This window comes from Lentzea kristufekii, assembly GCF_033949925.1.
GTDB classification, from domain to species: Bacteria; Actinomycetota; Actinomycetes; order Mycobacteriales; family Pseudonocardiaceae; genus Lentzea; species Lentzea kristufekii.
Genome location: NZ_JAXAVV010000027.1, coordinates 17,686 through 36,324, shown reverse-complemented (window position 1 = coordinate 36,324; position 18,639 = coordinate 17,686). Strand labels below are relative to the sequence as shown.

The 18,639-nt window shown below is 68.5% G+C and carries 17 protein-coding genes; all 17 read left to right on the top strand.

What is annotated here, in order from left to right; translation table 11 throughout:
* Positions 1–55 precede the first annotated feature (55 nt).
* The 17 genes from SK571_RS38240 (at position 56) to SK571_RS38160 (ending at position 18,639) form a co-directional block, all read left to right on the top strand.
* Positions 56–1,129: a glycosyltransferase family 4 protein gene (locus tag SK571_RS38240; protein ID WP_319988994.1), complete on the top strand. Its 1,074-nt coding sequence runs from the start codon at positions 56–58 to the stop codon at positions 1,127–1,129.
* Complete coding sequence (locus tag SK571_RS38235; protein WP_319988993.1) at positions 1,126–2,223, top strand: glycosyltransferase; 1,098 nt, start codon at positions 1,126–1,128, stop codon at positions 2,221–2,223. Before SK571_RS38240 ends, SK571_RS38235 begins: the two co-directional genes overlap by 4 nt.
* Positions 2,224–2,258: 35 nt before the next feature.
* Positions 2,259–2,975, top strand: a complete 717-nt coding sequence (locus SK571_RS38230) for a demethylmenaquinone methyltransferase (RefSeq protein WP_319988992.1) — start codon at positions 2,259–2,261, stop codon at positions 2,973–2,975.
* A gap of 123 nt (positions 2,976–3,098) precedes the next feature.
* Positions 3,099–4,364, top strand: coding sequence for a geranylgeranyl reductase family protein (locus tag SK571_RS38225; RefSeq protein WP_319988991.1), 1,266 nt, complete (start codon positions 3,099–3,101; stop codon positions 4,362–4,364).
* A gap of 265 nt (positions 4,365–4,629) precedes the next feature.
* Positions 4,630–4,995: an NADH-quinone oxidoreductase subunit A gene (locus SK571_RS38220; RefSeq protein WP_030478224.1), complete on the top strand. Its 366-nt coding sequence runs from the start codon at positions 4,630–4,632 to the stop codon at positions 4,993–4,995.
* Between the two features lie 7 nt (positions 4,996–5,002).
* Complete coding sequence (locus SK571_RS38215; protein ID WP_090013186.1) at positions 5,003–5,554, top strand: NuoB/complex I 20 kDa subunit family protein; 552 nt, start codon at positions 5,003–5,005, stop codon at positions 5,552–5,554.
* The gene (locus tag SK571_RS38210; RefSeq protein ID WP_319988990.1) at positions 5,551–6,300 is read left to right on the top strand and encodes an NADH-quinone oxidoreductase subunit C; all 750 of its coding nucleotides are present in this window, start codon (positions 5,551–5,553) and stop codon (positions 6,298–6,300) included. The genes SK571_RS38215 and SK571_RS38210 overlap by 4 nt, the downstream gene beginning before the upstream one ends.
* Positions 6,297–7,697, top strand: coding sequence for an NADH-quinone oxidoreductase subunit D (locus SK571_RS38205; RefSeq protein ID WP_319988989.1), 1,401 nt, complete (start codon positions 6,297–6,299; stop codon positions 7,695–7,697). The genes SK571_RS38210 and SK571_RS38205 overlap by 4 nt, the downstream gene beginning before the upstream one ends.
* Positions 7,694–8,413 carry an NADH-quinone oxidoreductase subunit NuoE gene (gene nuoE / locus SK571_RS38200; RefSeq protein ID WP_319988988.1) on the top strand — a complete coding sequence of 240 codons (720 nt, stop codon included), beginning with the start codon at positions 7,694–7,696 and terminating at the stop codon, positions 8,411–8,413. The genes SK571_RS38205 and nuoE overlap by 4 nt, the downstream gene beginning before the upstream one ends.
* A 10-nt stretch (positions 8,414–8,423) precedes the next feature.
* Positions 8,424–9,704 carry an NADH-quinone oxidoreductase subunit NuoF gene (nuoF, locus tag SK571_RS38195; protein WP_191298120.1) on the top strand — a complete coding sequence of 427 codons (1,281 nt, stop codon included), beginning with the start codon at positions 8,424–8,426 and terminating at the stop codon, positions 9,702–9,704.
* Positions 9,701–12,148: an NADH-quinone oxidoreductase subunit G gene (locus SK571_RS38190; protein ID WP_319988987.1), complete on the top strand. Its 2,448-nt coding sequence runs from the start codon at positions 9,701–9,703 to the stop codon at positions 12,146–12,148. Before nuoF ends, SK571_RS38190 begins: the two co-directional genes overlap by 4 nt.
* Before the next feature lie 23 nt (positions 12,149–12,171).
* The gene (gene nuoH / locus SK571_RS38185; protein WP_319989077.1) at positions 12,172–13,467 is read left to right on the top strand and encodes an NADH-quinone oxidoreductase subunit NuoH; all 1,296 of its coding nucleotides are present in this window, start codon (positions 12,172–12,174) and stop codon (positions 13,465–13,467) included.
* Positions 13,468–13,469: 2 nt separating this feature from the next.
* Entirely contained in the window at positions 13,470–13,985 is a 516-nt protein-coding gene (gene nuoI, locus SK571_RS38180; RefSeq protein ID WP_319988986.1) for an NADH-quinone oxidoreductase subunit NuoI, read from the top strand.
* A complete protein-coding gene (locus tag SK571_RS38175; RefSeq protein WP_319988985.1) occupies positions 13,982–14,830 on the top strand; it encodes an NADH-quinone oxidoreductase subunit J in 849 nt (282 codons plus the stop codon). The genes nuoI and SK571_RS38175 overlap by 4 nt, the downstream gene beginning before the upstream one ends.
* Complete coding sequence (gene nuoK / locus SK571_RS38170; RefSeq protein ID WP_030473209.1) at positions 14,827–15,126, top strand: NADH-quinone oxidoreductase subunit NuoK; 300 nt, start codon at positions 14,827–14,829, stop codon at positions 15,124–15,126. Before SK571_RS38175 ends, nuoK begins: the two co-directional genes overlap by 4 nt.
* Before the next feature lie 10 nt (positions 15,127–15,136).
* Positions 15,137–17,074: an NADH-quinone oxidoreductase subunit L gene (gene nuoL, locus SK571_RS38165; RefSeq protein ID WP_319988984.1), complete on the top strand. Its 1,938-nt coding sequence runs from the start codon at positions 15,137–15,139 to the stop codon at positions 17,072–17,074.
* The gene (locus SK571_RS38160; RefSeq protein WP_319988983.1) at positions 17,071–18,639 is read left to right on the top strand and encodes an NADH-quinone oxidoreductase subunit M; all 1,569 of its coding nucleotides are present in this window, start codon (positions 17,071–17,073) and stop codon (positions 18,637–18,639) included. The genes nuoL and SK571_RS38160 overlap by 4 nt, the downstream gene beginning before the upstream one ends.

Here is an 18,639-nt window from a genome sequence, read left to right as displayed (position 1 = left end):
TCCGCGTCAAATCTCAGGTCACGCGGACTTCATGCGGGCACCTCATGGTGTCCCTGTGCGCGTAGCGATCGTGACCGAGAGCTTCCTGCCCCAGGTGAACGGGGTCACCAACTCGGTGCTCCGGGTCCTGGAGCACCTGCGCCGCAACGGACATCAGGCGATGGTCGTTGCGCCGGGCGCGGGTGCCGACGAGCACCACGGCACGCCCGTCGTCAGAGTCTCCTCCGTCGACGTGCCCATGGTGACGAGTCTTCCCATCGGTGTGCCGAGCCCGAGAGTGCTCCACGCCCTCGCCGACTTCCAGCCCGACGTGGTGCACCTCGCGTCGCCGTTCGTGCTCGGTGCGTACGGCCTCAGAGCCGCGCGCAAGCTCGACGTGCCCACCGTCGCGGTCTACCAGACCGATGTGGCCGGTTTCGCGGGCAACTACGGCCTGGGCCTCACGAAACGCGCCGCGTGGCGCTGGACCAGACGCCTCCACACGCTCGCCGACCGCACGCTCGCCCCGTCCAGTTCGGCGGTGGAGGCGCTGGAACAGCACGGCGTCCCGCGCGTGCACCGGTGGGGCAGAGGCGTGGACATCGACCTCTTCCACCCCCGTCCGAGGCACAACGACGAGCTGACCATCGGGTACGTCGGCCGCCTTGCGCCGGAGAAGCAGGTCAACCGGCTCAAGGAGCTGCACGACCTGCCGGGCGTGAAGCTGCGGATCGTGGGGGACGGGCCTGACCGCGAGCAGCTCGAGAAGGACATGCCGAACGCGGAGTTCCTGGGCTTCCGCACCGGGCAGGAGCTCGCGGAGGCCTACGCGTCGTTGGACGTCTTCATCCACACGGGCCCGCACGAGACGTTCTGCCAGGCCGTGCAGGAGGCGCTGGCGACCGGTCTTCCGGTGCTGGCACCGAACGCGGGCGGCCCGCGTGACCTGGTCAGGCACGGTCGCACCGGATACCTCTTCGAGGAAGACATCGCCCAGTACGTGGACCTGCTGCGAGACCCGATGCTGCGCAAGCGGTTCGGCCTCGCGGCCCGCAAGTCGGTGCTCACCCGCACCTGGCCCGCCATCTGCGACCAGCTGATGGGCCACTACGCGGCAGTCATCGGACTCACTCACCAGGCGGCCGCTTGAGGATCGTCCAGCTCGCCAACTTCTACGGCCCCAGGTCGGGCGGCCTCCGCACGGCGCTGCACCACCTCGGCACCGGCTACGCGCAGGAGGGCCACGAGGTGGTGCTCGTCGTACCGGGCGACCGCCACGCCGACGAGGAACTGCCCGGCGGAGTGCGCCGGATCACCCTGCCCGCGGTGAAGGTCCCGTACACCGGCGGCTACCGGGTGGTGGACCCGTGGCGGGTGAAGTCGTTGGTGGAACACCTCAAGCCCGACCGCCTGGAGGTCTCCGACCGGCTCACCCTGCGCGGCATGGGCGCGTGGGCGAGCGAACGCGGCATCCCGAACGTCGTGATCTCCCACGAACGCCTGGACCGCCTGCTCCGGTTCGTGCTGCCCGCCACCCCGGCCGAACGCGGCGCCGACTGGGCGAACCGCCGCATGGCCGCCTCCTACGACACGGTCGTCTGCACGACGGCGTTCGCCCGTGAGGAGTTCGACCGCATCGGTGCCACGAACGTCACCCGGGTACCGCTGGGCGTCGACCTGGCCACCTTCACCCCCACTCGCCACTCCGCCTCGTTGCGGACGGACCTTTTGCAGGGCAAGGAGAACCTGCTCATCCACTGTGGACGCTTGTCCCCGGAGAAGCACGTCGAACGCTCCGTCGACACCCTGGCCGAACTCCACGAACAGGGTCACTCCGCACGCCTGGTGATCGCCGGGGACGGCCCGCGCCGCTCGTTCCTCGAAAAGCGCGCGGCGGGCCTGCCGGTGACGTTCCTGGGCTTCGTGAACTCACGCCTCGACGTGGCCTCCCTGCTCGCCTCGGCGGACCTGTCGCTCGCACCGGGCCCGCACGAGACGTTCGGCCTGGCCGCCCTGGAGGCCCTGGCCAGCGGCACCCCGGTCGTCGTGAGCCGGAGCAGCGCGCTGAAGGAGATCGTCCAGCCGTCCTGCGGCGCGGCCGTCTCCGACGACGCTCCCGCCTTCGCCTCGGCGGCCCGGCACCTGCTGGAATCGGGTTCACGGGAGGCCGCACGGGCCCGCGCCGAGGAGTACCCGTGGCACGCGGCGGTCGACGGCATGCTCAGCGCCCTGAAGGTGCCCTGAACAAGATCTCAGCGACGCTGACTTAGTCTCTAGTCATGTCGCGAGCCGGCCTGGACAAGAACCCCCGCGAGGTAGCCGAGATGTTCGACGGCGTGGCCAAGGGCTACGACCGCACGAACTCGGTCATGACGCTGGGCTTCGACCGCCGCTGGCGGGAGTGGAGCAGGCGAGTCCTCGACGCCCGCCCGAACGAGAAGGTCCTCGACCTCGCCGCAGGCACCGCGGTCTCGACCGTCGAGTACGCCGCGTCCGGCGCCTGGTGCGTCGCCGCGGACTTCTCCGTGGGCATGCTCGCCTCCGGCGCCCACCGCCGAGTCCCGAAGGTGGCCGCCGACGCCCTGCGCCTGCCCTTCAAGGACAACTCCTTCGACGCCGTCACGGTGTCCTTCGGCATCCGCAACTTCAACGACACCGTCGTGGCCCTCCGCGAAATGGCCCGCGTCACCAAGCCGGGCGGCCGCATGGTCATCTGCGAGGTCTCGACGCCGGTCTGGAAGCCGTTCCGCTTCGTCTACATGCGCTACCTGCTCAAGCTGCTTCCCCTCATCGCGAAGTTCGTCTCCTCGAACCCCGCCGCCTACTCGTACCTGTCCGAGTCGATGGCGACCTGGCCGGACCAGCGCACCCTCGGCGAGCTCATCTCGCAGGCGGGCTGGGAGGACGTGGCCTGGTTCAACCTGACGGGCGGCATGGTGGCCCTGCACCGCGCAACGAAGCCGAAGCCGAAGGCCGAGGAGCCCGTCGAGTCGTAACGCGCTCACCAGCGCAAGTCACCGCCCGCAGCCGGGCTCGGCAACCCCAGCCCCCGGAACCCTCAGCAACGTCCGGTTAGAGTCGCCAGCAGAAGCTGTGACCGGTACACGCAGGGAGTCTGGATGAGCAGGCGCGGGATCAACGAGGACGCCGACGTCATCGTGGTGGGTGCTGGACCGGCGGGCTCGACCGCGGCCACCTACCTCGCCAGGGCGGGCCTCGACGTCCTCCTCCTGGAGAAGAGCACCTTCCCCAGGGAGAAGGTCTGCGGCGACGGCCTCACGCCCCGAGGCGTCAAGCAGCTCATCGACCTGGGCATCGACACCCGCGAGAGCAACGGCTGGCTCCACAACAAGGGCCTCCGCGTCGTGGGCGGCGGCGTGACGATGGAGCTGGACTGGCCGGACCTGGCCACCTTCCCGAACTACGGCGTCGTGCGTCCTCGCCTGGACTTCGACGAGATGCTCGCGAACGCCGCAAAGGCGGCCGGCGCGCGCATGCACGAGCACACGACGGTCACCAAGGCCATCGTCGAGAACGGCCGCGTCGTGGGCGTTGAGGCCAAGCAGGGACCGGAAAAGAACCCGGTCACCTACCGCGCCCCGATCGTCGTCGGGTGTGACGGTGTGTCAGCACGCCTCGCCCTGAGCATCGGCCTCCAGAAGGACGACGACAAGCCGATGGGCGTGGCGGTGCGCCGCTACTACAACAGCCCGCGCACCAAGGACGACTACCTCGAGTCGCACCTCGAACTGTGGGCCCCGGACGGGCAGCTGCTGCCCGGCTACGGCTGGATCTTCGGCATGGGCGACGGCAGCGTGAACGTCGGCCTGGGCATTCTCAGCACGTCGAAGGCCTACGGCACCACCGACTACCGGCAGCTCCTGCGCAGCTGGCTGGACGGCACGCCGGAGGAGTGGGGCTTCCGCGAGGAGAACGCGACCAGCCGGATCGGCGGCGCGGCGCTGCCCATGGGGCTCAACCGCAAGCCGCACTACCGGGCGGGCATGGTGCTCGTCGGCGACGCCGGCGGCATGGTCAACCCGTTCAACGGCGAGGGCATCGGCTACGCCATGGAGTCGGCCAAGATCGCGTCCGAGTCGATCGTCCAGGCGCTCGCGCGCACCGGCGTCAACCGTGAACGGGCGCTGCACGGCTACCCGGTCCGCATCGAGGAGGCGCTCGGCAGTTACTACCGGCTCGGGAACGTCTTCTCGAAGCTCATCGGTAACCCGGCGATCATGCGGACCGCAACGAAGTACGGAATGCCGCGGAAACGCCTGATGAAACTCGTGCTCAAGCTACTCGCGGGCCTCTACGACCCCAAGGACGGGGACTCAATGGACCGCCTGATCGTGGCCGCCACGAAGCTCGCTCCCAGCGCGTAAATTACTCCGAATAGGTGACGGCACCGGCTCAATACGAGCCGGTGCCGTTTCGCATGTGTCGGGCAGGTTAAACGCCCAGGTCAGACCCTGTGATCCAGGTCATTTACAGGCGTTCTACACTGGCGAGCGAGCTTGTGAATCACTTCACAACAGTGTGTACAAGCTTGTGAACTGTTTCACAAGCGTTTGTTAGGTTCGCCTAACAAACGTGTCGTAGAACAACACCCTTAGGGTGCGGGCGACCGCGAGGAAAGGACGACGGAGCGTGCTTGACCCTTACCTCCCCCTCGTATTGATGTTCGCGCTCGCCGGAGCGTTCGCACTGTTCTCGGTGACCGCGGCTCCCTACATCGGACCGCGCCGCTACAACAAGGCGAAGCTCGACGCGTACGAGTGCGGCATCGAGCCGAGCCCGCAGCCGGTCGTCGGTGGTGGGCGCATGCCCGTCGCCTACTACCTGACGGCGATGCTGTTCATCTTGTTCGACATCGAAATGGTCTTCCTCTACCCGTTCGCCGTAGCGGCCGACAAGCTCGGCCTGTTCGGGCTGGTGGAGATCGTCCTGTTCGTCGCCACGGTCGGCTTCGCGTACGTCTACGTGTGGCGTCGCGGCGGCCTCGACTGGAACTGAGGAAGTCATGGGTCTCGAGGAGAAGCTCCCGAACGGCATCCTGCTGGTCAGCGTCGAGAAGCTGGTCAACTGGACCCGCAAGTCCTCGCTCTGGCCTGCCACCTTCGGCCTGGCCTGCTGCGCCATCGAGATGATGACGACGGGTGGTCCGCGGTACGACCTGGCCCGCTTCGGCATGGAGGTCTTCCGGGCCTCACCGCGCCAGGCGGACCTGATGATCGTGGCCGGCCGCGTCACCAACAAGATGGCGCCGGTGCTGCGGCAGATCTACGACCAGATGCCCGAGCCGCGCTGGGTGCTGGCCATGGGCGTGTGCGCCAGCACTGGCGGCATGTTCAACAACTACGCGGTGGTGCAGGGCGTCGACCACGTCGTGCCCGTCGACATGTACCTGCCGGGCTGCCCGCCGCGGCCGGAGATGCTGATGGACGCGATCCTCAAGATCCACGCCAAGATCATGGACGAGCCGCTGGGCGCCGTGCGCGCCAAGGCACTCGCCGACTCGGGCTACCGCACCGATCTCATCCCGTCCTCCGAGCGTTTTGCGAGGAAGAAGTGACCGAGCCAGGGGGAGAGCACTCCAGCGTCAACCGCGCGGGAGAGGATCTCGAGAAGACCAACCCGACCGAGGCGAAGGCGAAAGCGCCGATCCTCGCGGGCAAGGAGCGCCAGGGCCTCTTCGGCGTCACCGGCTCCGGTGACACGTCCGGATTCGGTGGCCTGCGCCTGCCCGCCCACGTGGCTGCTCCGTCAGAGCGCCCGTTCGGCGGCTGGTTCGACGAGGTCGCGGACGAGCTGTTCGCCTCGATCGCGGACCGGGGCCTGCCCGCCGACACGGTGCAGCAGGTGACGGTCGACCGCGGTGAGATCACCTTCTACCTCAAGCCGGAGACGCTGCTGGAGGTCGCGCGCATCTGCCGCGACACCCCGGCCCTGCGCTTCGAGCTCTGCAGCTCGGTGTCCGGTGTGGACTACGGCGCCGACGTGCCGCAGCGCCTGCACTCGGTCACGCACCTCACGTCGATGACGTACCGCCGCCGCATCCGGCTGGAAGTCGCCGTCGACGTCGAGCACCCGCACGTGCCGAGCCTTGTCGAGGTCTACCCGACGGCGGACTGGCAGGAGCGCGAGACCTGGGACATGTTCGGGATCATCTACGACGGTCACCCCGGACTGACCCGCATCCTCATGCCGGACGACTGGGACGGACACCCCCAGCGCAAGGACTACCCGCTGGGCGGCATCCCGGTGGAGTACAAGGGCGCGGAGATTCCTCCGCCGGACCAGAGGCGGTCCTACTCATGACCGAGCGACTTTCCGACGTCACCACCGGCACCAACACCAGTGCGACCGGCAGCGACAGCACGGACGACGTCAACACCCGCACGCGCACCGACGCCGAGATCGCGGAGTCGCGCAGGACCACCGAGGGCACCGTCTACACGGTGACCGGCGGCGACTGGGACGAGGTGCTCGCGGACGCGGTCCACGACGAGCGCATCGTCATGAACCTGGGCCCGCAGCACCCCTCGACCCACGGCGTGCTCCGCCTGGTCCTGGAGCTCGAGGGCGAGACGGTCACCCACGCCCGCAGCGTGATCGGCTACCTGCACACCGGTATCGAGAAGAACGTCGAGTACCGGAACTGGGTCCAGGGCGTCACGTTCGTCACGCGCACCGACTACCTCGCGCCGCTGCACCACGAGGCCGCGTACTGCATGTCCGTCGAGAAGCTGCTCGGCGTCACGGTGCCGGACAAGGCGCAGGCGATCCGCGTGCTGCTGATGGAGATCAACCGCATCAGCTCGCACCTCGTCGCGCTCGCGACCGGCGGCATGGAGCTCGGTGCCCTCACCGGCATGACCTCCGGCTTCCGCGAGCGCGAAGAGGCCCTGCACCTGCTGGAGCACCTCACCGGCCTGCGGATGAACCACGCGTTCATCCGTCCCGGCGGCCTCGCGCAGGACCTGCCGGCCGACGCGGTCGAGAAGATCACCGGCTTCGTCAAGATCATGGAAAAGCGGCTGCCGGACTACGACAAGCTGCTCACCGGTCAGCCGATCTGGCGCAACCGCCTCGCGGGCGTGGGCTACCTGCCCGTCGACGCGTGCCTCGCGCTCGGCATCACCGGCCCGATCCTGCGCTCCGCCGGCCTCGCCTGGGACCTGCGCAAGATCGAGCCGTACAGCGGCTACGAGAACTACCAGTTCGACGTGCCGACCTCGAACGCGGCGGACTGCTTCGCGCGGTACCTGCTGCGCCTGGAGGAGATGCACCAGTCGCTGCGGATCATCAAGCAGGTCGTGAAGAGCCTGCCGACCGGTCCGGTGATGGTCGAGGACGCGAAGATCGCCTGGCCGGCGCAGCTCACGATCGGCAGCGACGGCATGGGCAACTCGCTCGAGCACGTCCGCAAGATCATGGGCCAGTCCATGGAGTCCCTGATCCACCACTTCAAGCTGGTGACCGAGGGCTTCAAGGTTCCGGCGGGCCAGGTGTACGTACCGGTCGAGTCGCCGCGCGGCGAGCTCGGCTACCACGTGGTCTCCGACGGCGGCACCAGGCCGATGCGCGTGCACCTGCGCGAACCAAGCTTCGTGAACCTCCAGTCGATGCCCGCGATGTGCGAAGGCGGCATGGTCGCCGACGTCATCGCGTCCGTCGCCTCGATCGACCCCGTGATGGGTGGTTGCGACCGATGACCCAGGCCTCTGAGAAGACTGTTTTCGACCAGGCTGTCGTGGACCGCGCGCAGGCGATCATCGCCCGCTACCCGCAGGCCCGCAGTGCGCTGCTCCCGATGCTGCACCTCGTGCAGTCGGTCGAGGGCTACGTCTCCCAGGACGGCATCCGGTTCTGCGCCGGGCAGCTCGACCTGAGCGAGGCCGAGGTCAGCGCGGTCGCGACGTTCTACACGATGTACAAGCGCCGTCCCTGCGGTGAGCACCTCGTCAGCGTGTGCACGAACACGCTGTGCGCGGCGCTCGGTGGCGACGAGATCTACTCGACGCTCAAGAGCCACCTCGGCGTGGGCCACGAGGAGACCGCGGGCGAGCCGGGCACGCCGGGCTCGATCACGCTGGAGCACGCCGAGTGCCTCGCCGCGTGCGACCTCGGCCCGGTGCTCCAGGTGAACTACGAGTTCTACGACAACCAGACGCCGGACAAGGCCCTGGGACTCGTGAAGGCGTTGCAGTCGGGGGAGAAGCCCGCCCCGACGCGCGGCGCGCCGCTCACCGACTTCAAGCAGGCCGAGCTCCAGCTCGCCGGGTTCTTCGAGGGACGCGACGCCGACCTCGACGGCCCGTCGGCGGCGCCGGAGACGCTGGCCGGTGCGCAGATCGCCAAGGAACGCGGCTGGGACGCGCCGGCCATGCCGGCCAACGCCGAGTTCCCTGCCCTGCCGGAAAAGAAGTAGGGGAACACCAATGGTTGACCCGCTGACTCCCGTTCTCACCAAGCGCTGGACCGAGCCCAGGTCCTGGACGATCGAGACCTACGAGCGCACCGGTGGCTACACCGCCCTGCCCAAGGCGCTCAAGGCCCACCCGGACCAGCTCATCCAGCAGTGCAAGGACTCCGGACTGCGCGGCCGCGGCGGCGCGGGGTTCCCCACCGGCATGAAGTGGGGCTTCATCCCGCAGGGCGACGGCAAGCCGCACTACCTCGTCATCAACGCCGACGAGGGCGAGCCGGGCACCTGCAAGGACATCCCCACGATGATGGCGGACCCGCACTCGCTGATCGAGGGCGTGATCATCACGTCGTACGCGATCCGCGCGAACTTCGCGGCGATCTACGTCCGCGGTGAGGTCCTGCACTGCATCCGCCGCCTGAACGCGGCGGTGCGCGAGGCGTACGCCAAGGGATACCTGGGCAAGGACATCCTCGGCAGCGGGTTCGACCTCGACGTCGTGATCCACGCCGGCGCCGGCGCGTACATCTGCGGCGAGGAGACCGCGCTGCTCGACTCGCTGGAGGGCCGCCGCGGCCAGCCGCGGCTCAAGCCGCCGTTCCCCGCGACCTCGGGCCTCTACGCGTCGCCCACCGTCGTGAACAACGTCGAGACCATCGCGTCGGTTCCCTTCATCGTCAACGGTGGCGCCGACTGGTTCCGCGAGATGGGTCGCGACCGGTCGCCCGGTCCGAAGATCTACTCGCTGTCCGGCCACGTCACGCGGCCCGGCCAGTACGAGGCGCCGATGGGCACCACGCTCCGGCAGCTGCTGGACATGGCCGGTGGCATGAAGGACGGCATCCCGCTGAAGTTCTGGACGCCGGGTGGCTCGTCCACCCCGCTGTTCACCGCGGAGCACCTCGACGTGCCGCTGGACTTCGAGGGTGCCGCCGAGGCCGGATCGATGCTGGGCACCACCGCCCTGCAGATCTTCAACGAGACCGTGTCCGTGCCGTGGGCCGTCATGAAGTGGACGGAGTTCTACAAGCACGAGTCGTGCGGCAAGTGCACGCCGTGCCGCGAGGGCACGTACTGGCTCGTGCAGATCCTGCAGCGGATGGTGGCCGGCAACGGGACGGCGAGCGACATCGACACGTTGCTCGACGTCTGCGACAACATCCTCGGCCGCTCGTTCTGCGCGCTCGGTGACGGTGCCGTCAGCCCGATCACCAGTGGCATCAAGTACTTCAAGGACGAGTTCCTGGCGCTGTGCGACCAGAACTCCAAGGTCCTGGCTGGAGCGAACGCATGACCATCGCGCCTGACAAGCCCACCGCCGAGCTCGTCGTCCCCGAAGGACACGTGAAGCTCGTCATCGACGGCGTCGAGATCGTCGCGCCCAAGGGTGAGCTGCTGATCCGCACGGCCGAGCGCCTCGGCACGGTCATCCCGCGCTTCTGCGACCACCCGCTGCTGGAGCCCGCGGGCGCCTGCCGCCAGTGCCTCGTCGAGGTCGAGATGGGCGGCCGGCCGATGCCGAAGCCGCAGGCCTCATGCACGATGACGGTCGCGGACGGCATGGTCGTGAAGACCCAGCTGACCTCGCCGGTCGCGGACAAGGCCCAGCAGGGTGTGATGGAGCTGCTGCTCATCAACCACCCGCTGGACTGCCCGATCTGCGACAAGGGCGGTGAGTGCCCGCTGCAGAACCAGGCGATCGCCCACGGCCGCAGCGACTCCCGCTTCCACGAGCACAAGCGGACGTTCCCGAAGCCGATCAACATCTCCACGCAGGTGTTGCTCGACCGCGAGCGCTGCGTGCTCTGCCAGCGCTGCACCCGGTTCTCCGCGCAGATCGCCGGCGACCCGTTCATCGAGCTGCTCGAGCGCGGCTCGCAGCAGCAGATCGGTGTGGCGCAGGACAAGCCGTTCCAGTCGTACTTCTCGGGCAACACCATCCAGATCTGCCCGGTCGGTGCCCTGACGAGCGCCGCCTACCGCTTCCGCGCCCGGCCGTTCGACCTCGTGTCGACGCCGAGCATCTGCGAGCACTGCTCGTCGGGTTGTGCCGAGCGCACCGACTGGCGGCGTGGCAAGGTGCAGCGCAAGCTCGCCGGCGACGACCCGCAGGTCAACGAGGAGTGGATCTGCGACAAGGGCCGGTTCGCCTTCCGCTACGCCACCGCCGACGACCGCATCAAGCGGCCGCTGGTGCGCGACAAGGAGAGCGGCGAGCTGCGCGAGTCGTCCTGGACCGAGGCGCTGCAGGTCGCGGCGGCCGGTCTGGCGGCGGCACGGGACGCGCACGGCGTCGGTGTCCTCACCGGTGGCCGGCTGACCGTCGAGGACGCCTACGCGTACTCGAAGTTCGCCCGGATCGCGTTGCACACCAACGACATCGACTTCCGCGCCCGGCCGCACAGCGCCGAGGAGCTGGAGTTCCTGTCCGGCACCACGGTGTTCACGAACCCGGACAACGGCGTCACCTTCCAGGGCATCGAGAAGGCACCGGCCGCGTTGCTGGTCGCGTTCGAGCCCGAGGAGGAAGCGCCGATCGTCTTCCTGCGCCTGCGCAAGGCCGCTCGCAAGGGCACCACGAAGGTCTTCCACCTCGGCCAGTTCACGACCCCGGCCGTGGAGAAGACGTTCGGCACGCTGCTCGCCTGTGTGCCCGGTGCCGAGGCGAACGCCATCAACGCGTTGCCGGAGCACGCTTCCGACGTCGTCGAGCTGCTGTCCAAGCCCGGTGCGGTGATCCTGGTCGGTGAACGCGCCGCCACGATCCCCGGCGCGTTCACCGCGGTCGCCCGCCTGGCCGAGCGCACGGGTGCTCAGGTCGCGTGGATTCCCCGCCGTGCCGGTGAGCGCGGCGCGCTCGCGGTCGGTGCCGCGCCGAACCTGCTGCCCGGCGGTCGCCACGTCGCGAACGCCGCCGCGCGCACCGAGGTCGAGCGCACCTGGGGTGTCGAGGAGGGCTCGCTGCCCGCGACGCCCGGCCGCGACACCACGGGCATCCTCGAAGCCGCCGCGAACGGCGAGCTGTCCGGTCTGCTGATCGGCGGCGTCGACCCGTTCGACCTGCCGGACCCGCGGCTCGCGGAGAAGGCGTTGGCAGCGGCCGGTTTCATCGTGAGCCTGGAGCTGCGGCCGAGCGCCGTCACCGCGCACGCGGACGTCGTGCTCCCGATCGCCCCGGCGGTCGAGAAGTCCGGCAGCTACCTCAACTGGGAGGGCCGCCGCCGCGAGTTCGGCACGACCCTCGACGGCACCAGCGCCCTGCCGGACTGCCGCGTGCTCGACACCCTCGCGGTGGAGATGGACGCGGACCTGTTCACGCAGACGCCCGCCGCCTCGGCCGCCGACCTGGCGCGTCTGGGTGAGGGCACGCCGAGCGGTTCCTCGCTCAACGTCGCCGCGCCGCTGGTGTCCCCGGCCGGTCCCGGCAAGGCCGTGCTCGCCACGTGGCACCGCCTGCTCGGCAACGGCTCGCTGCAGGTGGACGAGCCGCACCTCGCCGGTACGGCCCGCCCGGTCGTCGCGAAGGTCGCCGAGGTCACCGCGCAGCAGTTCGGACTGGAGACCGGCGGCTTCGTGACGGTCTCCACCGAGCGTGGCGCGATCACGCTGCCGGTCGAGACCGACGACCTGCCCGAGGGCGTCATCTGGCTGCCCACCAACTCGGGTGACGTGACCGTCCGGGCCACTCTCGGCGCGGGCCACGGCTCGATCGTCTCCGTCAGCGGAGGGAAGTCATGACCCAGCACGTCTACGCGGCTGAGATCGGCGAGACCGCGAAGCTGCTCGCGGACGACCCGTTCTGGCTGATCCTGATCAAGGTCGTCGCGATCTTCGCGTTCCTCGTGGTCATGACTCTGTTCATGATCAACTGGGAGCGCAAGGTCGTCGCGCGGATGCAGCAACGCCCCGGCCCCAACCGGGTCGGCCCGAACGGCTGGCTGCAGTCGCTCGCGGACGGTCTGAAGCTCGCGTTCAAGGAGGACATCCGCCCGGTCCTCGCGGACAAGTGGGTGTTCTTCCTCGCCCCGGTGATCTCCTGCATCCCCGCGTTCCTCGCGTTCTCGGTGATCCCGCTCGCGGGCGAGGTCAGCATGTTCGGCGAGCAGACCGCGCTGCAGCTCGTCGACCTCCCGGTCGGCGTGCTGGTGGTGCTGGCCTGCTCCTCGATCGGCGTCTACGGCATCGTGCTGTCCGGTTGGGCCTCAGGCTCGCCGTACCCGCTGCTGAGCTCACTGCGCGCGGCAGCGCAGGTGATCTCCTACGAGATCGCGCTGGGCCTGTCGGTCGTCGCGGTGATCATGTTCACCGGCTCGCTGTCGACCGGCGACATCGTGGGAGCGCAGGCGACCACCGTGCTCGGCGCGCTGCCGGGCTGGTTCGGCATCCTGCTGTTCCCGAGCTTCGTCATCTTCGTGGTGTCGATGGTCGGTGAGACCAACCGCGCGCCGTTCGACCTGCCCGAGGCCGAGTCGGAACTGGTCGGTGGCTTCCACACGGAGTACAGCTCGCTGAAGTTCGCGCTGTTCTTCCTCGCCGAGTACGTCAACATGGTCACCCTCTCGGCGATGGCCACCACGCTCTTCCTCGGCGGCTACCACGCCCCGTGGAGCGGTGACTTCATGAACACCGGCTGGTGGGGCCTGCTCTGGTTCATCGCCAAGACGCTGGGCTTCCTGTTCCTCTTCATCTGGCTGCGCGGCACGCTTCCCCGCCTGCGCTACGACCAGTTCATGAAGCTGGGCTGGAAGGTGCTGGTCCCGACCAGCCTCGTCTGGATCATGGCCGTCGCGGTCATCCGCACCGGTGCGATCCAGCAGCTCTCCACGGCGCAGCGGCTCATCGCACTCGGCGTGATCGTCGGCCTCGTGCTGCTGGTCTCGTTCCTGCTGCCGGACAAGAAGGTCCAGGACACCAAGGGCGTTCCGCTCGCGGGCTCCGGCTTCCCCGTGCCGCCGCTCGACCTCGTCGTTCCCAAGGCCGCGCCCAAGCGCAAGGTCAAGGTCGCCAACATCCCCGCGGACAAGGCAGCCGTCACCACCGGTAAGGAGGCTGAGTAGGGATGTTCGAGTCCCTGAAAGGCTTCGGAGTCACCTTCGGCACCATGTTCAAGAAGGTGGTGACGGAGGAGTACCCCGAGGTCAAGAAGGTGACCGCACCGCGGTTCCACGGCCGTCACCAGCTGAACCGGCACCCGGACGGCTTGGAGAAGTGCGTCGGCTGCGAGCTGTGCGCGTGGGCCTGCCCGGCGGACGCGATCTTCGTCGAGGGTGGCGACAACACCGAGGAGGCACGCTTCTCTCCCGGTGAGCGCTTCGGTGCCGACTACCAGATCAACTACCTGCGCTGCATCGGCTGCGGTCTGTGCATCGAGGCCTGCCCGACCCGTTCGCTCACGATGACGAACGAGTACGAGCTCGCCGACGACAACCGCCAGGACCTGATCTTCACCAAGGAGGACCTGCTCGCCCCGCTGCTGCCCGGCATGGAGCAGCCGCCGCACCCGATGCGGCTCGGCGAGAACGAGCAGGACTACTACGTGAACGGGCCGCGCCTGGAGAAGGAGGCTCAGCAGTGAGCCTCCTGACGCTCATCGCGCAGCAGCCGGAGCCCGTGCAGCGCGTGGTCGACACCGTCACCACGGGCGAGGCGATCGCGTTCTGGGTGCTCGGTCCGCTCGCGCTGGCCGGTGCTCTCGGCATGCTCTTCGCGCGCAACGCGGTGCACTCCGCGCTGTGGCTCGTCGTGACGATGCTCAGCCTCGGTGTGCTGTACATGGTCCAGCAGGCGCCGTTCCTCGGCTTCGTGCAGATCATCGTCTACACCGGCGCGATCATGATGCTGTTCCTGTTCGTGCTGATGATGGTCGGCCGAGACAGTTCGGACTCGGTCGTCGAGGTCATCCGCGGCCAGCGGCTCGCGGCCGCGTTGCTCGGCATCGGGTTCGCCATCCTGATGGTCGGCTCCGTCGCCCGGGCTCTCACCTCGGTCGAGCCCCGCGGTCTCGCCGAGGTGAACACCGCCAACGGCGGCAACGTCGTCAACCTCGGCACGAAGCTCTTCACGGAGTACCTGTTCGCGTTCGAGCTCACGTCGGCGCTGCTGATCACCGCCGCGCTCGGCGCGATGATCCTCGCCTTCGTCGGCCGCGACGGGAAGCCCGCCAAGAAGACGCAGAAGGAACTCGTCGAGGAGCGCTTCCAGGACGGCACGCGGGTCGGCTCGCTGCCCGGCCCCGGCGTCTTCGCCACCGCCAACTCGGTGGCCACCCCCGCCCTGCTGCCCGACGGCACCGTGGCGGAGGAGTCGCTGTTCGAGGTCATCGAGGCGACCGACAAGGCCACGCTCTCGGACGACGTCGCCGACGTGGCCGGCACCGGGCACGTGGCCGACGCGCACGCGCTCAAGGGAAGTGAGTCGTGACTCCCACGTACTACCTGCTGCTGTCGGCACTGCTGTTCAGCATCGGCGCCGTCGGCGTCCTGGTGCGCCGCAACGCCATCGTGGTCTTCATGTGCGTCGAGCTCATGCTCAACGCGGTCAACCTGAGCCTGGTGACGTTCGCGCGGATCAACGGCTCGCTCGACGGTCAGGTGATGGCGTTCTTCGTGATGGTCGTCGCCGCGGCGGAGGTCGTCGTCGGCCTCGCGATCATCATGTCCATCTTCCGGACGCGTCGCTCGGCCTCGGTCGACGACTCGAACCTGCTGAAGTACTGAGGGGTCACCGGTGACGGAACCTGTTGTCGCCAGCGGGGTCGCGAGCTTCGCCTGGTTGTTGCTCGCGCTGCCCGCGTTCGGTGCGGCGGTGCTGTTGGTCAGTGGCAGGCGCGCCGACAAGTGGGGCCACCTGCTCGGCAGCGCCACGCTGCTGGCGTCGTTCGGCTACGCGCTCGCGTTGTTCTTCTCCACGCTCGGTGTCTCGAACCCCGAGGAGCGGGTGCAGAACCTGCACCTGTTCAACTGGATCGACGTCAACGCGCTGACCGTCGCGTTCGGACTGCGGATCGACCCGCTGTCGCTGACGTTCGTGCTGCTGATCACCGGTGTGGGTTCGCTGATCCACATCTACTCGATCGGCTACATGGCGCACGAGGAAGGCAGGCGGAAGTTCTTCGCCTACCTCAACCTCTTCGTCTCGGCGATGCTCCTGCTGGTGCTGGGCAACGGCTTCGTGACCCTGTACTTCGGCTGGGAGGGCGTCGGTCTCGCCTCGTACCTGCTGATCGGCTGGTACCAGTACAAGCCGGAAGCGGCATCGGCGGCCAAGAAGGCCTTCCTGATGAACCGCGTCGGTGACCTGGGCCTCGCGATCGCGATCTTCCTGATGTTCAACAGGCTCGGGACGACGCAGTACACCGAGGTCTTCAGCCGCGTCAGCGAGTTCTCCTCGGCCGAGGTCCTCGCCATCACGCTGCTGCTGCTCCTGGGTGCCTGCGGCAAGTCCGGTCAGTTCCCGCTCCAGGCCTGGTTGCCGGACGCGATGGCCGGCCCGACCCCGGTGTCCGCCCTGATCCACGCGGCGACGATGGTCACCGCGGGCGTGTACCTGATCGCCCGCTCCAACCCGCTCTACAACCTGAGCGAGGACGGCCGCCTGGTCGTCATGATCATCGGTGCGGTCACGCTGCTGATCGGCTGCATCATCGGTTGCGCCTACGACGACTTCAAGAAGGTCCTGGCGTACTCGACGGTCTCGCAGATCGGCTACATGATCCTCGCGGTGGGCCTCGGCCCGATCGGCTACGCGCTCGGCATCATGCACCTGCTGACGCACGGCTTCTTCAAGGCCGGGCTCTTCCTCGGTGCCGGTTCGGTCATGCACGGCATGAACGACGAGGGCAACATCCGCCGGATGGGCGGGCTCTACAAGTTCCTGCCGATCACCTTCGTCACCTGGACGCTCGGCTACCTCGCGCTGATCGGCATCCCGCCGTTCGCGGGCTACTTCTCGAAGGACGCCATCATCGCGGCGGCGTTCACCGGGGAGGGCTGGCGCCCGTACGTCTTCGGCGGGGTGGCGCTGCTCGGTGCCGCGCTGACCGCGTTCTACATGACGCGCCTGCTGATCCTGGTCTTCCTGGGCAAGCCCCGCTGGAAGGAACTGAAGTCCGAGGACGGCCGCGAGTACCACCCGCACGAGTCCCCGCTGACGATGACCATCCCGATGATCATCCTCGCGGTCGGCTCGATCGGCGGTGGCTGGTTCCTCTCCTCCGGCGGACGTCTGGCCGGCTGGCTGGAGCCCTCGCTGGGCGAGCTCACGGAAGAGCACGGCGTGATCTCGCACGGCATGGTCGGCATCCTGACCGTCGTGCTCGCGCTGCTCGGCGCCGGACTCGCGTTCCTGCTCTTCGGCCGCCGCAAGCAGCCGGTCGAGCGGCCGGCGCGGGTGGCCTGGCCGGTGCGCGCGGCCCGTGCGGACCTCTACGGCAACGCACTGAACGAGGCCCTCTTCGCGCGGCCGGGCACCTGGCTCACCCGCGCGCTGGTGTTCCTCGACCTGAAGGGCGTCGACGGTCTGGTCAACGGGACCGCGGCGCTGCTCGGCGGTAGCTCCGGCCGGTTGCGCAGGCTGCAGACCGGGTTCGTCCGCTCCTACGCACTGTCCATGCTGCTGGGCTCGATCTTCGTGCTCGGAGCGCTCCTGGTGGTGAGGTTCTCGTGACCTGGGTTCTGATCGCACTGCTGGTGGTGCCGCTGGTCGGCGCGCTGGTGGTGGCGTTCCTGCGCAAGGACGACAAGAAGGCCAAGCTCGTCGCGCTGGCGTTCTCGCTCGTCGAGCTCGTGCTCGCGGTTCTGCTGTGGACGGCCTACGACCCGGGCGGCGACCGCATCCAGCTCGCCAGCGGCGTGGACTGGATCCCGGCGTTCGGCGTGCGGCTGCAGTTCGGCATCGACGGCATCGCGCTGGTGATGATCGCGGTCATCGCGCTGCTGATCCCGCTGGTGATCGGTGCCGGCTGGACGGAGAAGCTGCCCGCCGGCCGTTCGCAGGGCGGGTACCTCTCGCTGATCCTCATCCAGGAGGCCGTGACGGTCGCGGTGTTCGCCGCCACCGACGTCTTCCTGTTCTACGTGCTCTTCGAAGTCATGCTGATCCCGATGTACTTCCTGATCGGCGGCTACGGCGGCGCGCGCAGGCAGTACGCGGCGGTCAAGTTCTTCCTGTACTCGTTCCTCGGCGGCCTGATCATGCTGGCCTCCGCGATCGGCGCGTACGCGATGGCGTCGGACGAGCTGGGCAAGGGCACGTTCGACTGGGCGACCCTGGTGACCGTGGTCCGCGACGCCGACTCGACGACGCAGACCTGGCTGTTCCTCGGCTTCTTCCTGGCGTTCGCGATCAAGGCGCCGCTCGTGCCGTTCCACACCTGGCTGCCCGACGCCGCGGCCGAGGCGCCCATCGGCGTCACGGTGATCGTCGTCGGCATCCTGGACAAGGTCGGCACGTTCGGCATGCTGCGCTACCTGCTGCCGATGTTCCCGGAGGCGTCGAAGAACCTGGCGCCGTTCGTGCTCGTGCTCGCGGTGGCCGGTGTCCTCTACGGATCGCTGCTCGCCACGGGCCAGCGGGACATGAAGCGGTTCCTCGCCTACGTCTCGATCGCCCACTTCGGCTTCATCGCGCTCGGCATCTTCTCGTTCACGTCGCAGGCAGGCGTGGGCTCGGTGTCGTACATGCTCAACCACTCGATCTCGACCGGCATGCTGATCCTCGTGGTCGGCATGGTGATCGCGCGCGGTGGTTCGTCGCTGATCTCCGACTACGGCGGCATGTCGAAGGTGGCCCCGCTGCTCGCGGGCATGCTGCTGCTGGCGGGTCTGACCACGCTGTCGCTGCCGGGCACGAACTCGTTCGTCTCGGAGTTCCTGGTGCTGATCGGCTCGTTCCCGACGCAGCCGGTGTTCACGATCATCGCGACGGTCGGCATGGTGCTCGCGGCGCTCTACGTGCTGTGGCTCTACCAGCGGATCATGACCGGCCCGCTGCGCGGCGACGCGCTGATCGGTGCGGCCGCAGGTCCGGGAGCCGTCGGCGACCCGGAGAAGAAGACGGCCATCGGCGACCTCACCAAGCGCGAGATCGCCGTGCTGGCACCGCTCGTTGTCATCGTGCTGGCACTCGGGTTCTACCCGCAGCCGGTGCTCGACGTCATCACCCCGACTGTGGGGGCGACGCTGACCGAGGTCGGCGTGACCGACCCGGTCACCGTGCAGGAAGGCAAGTGA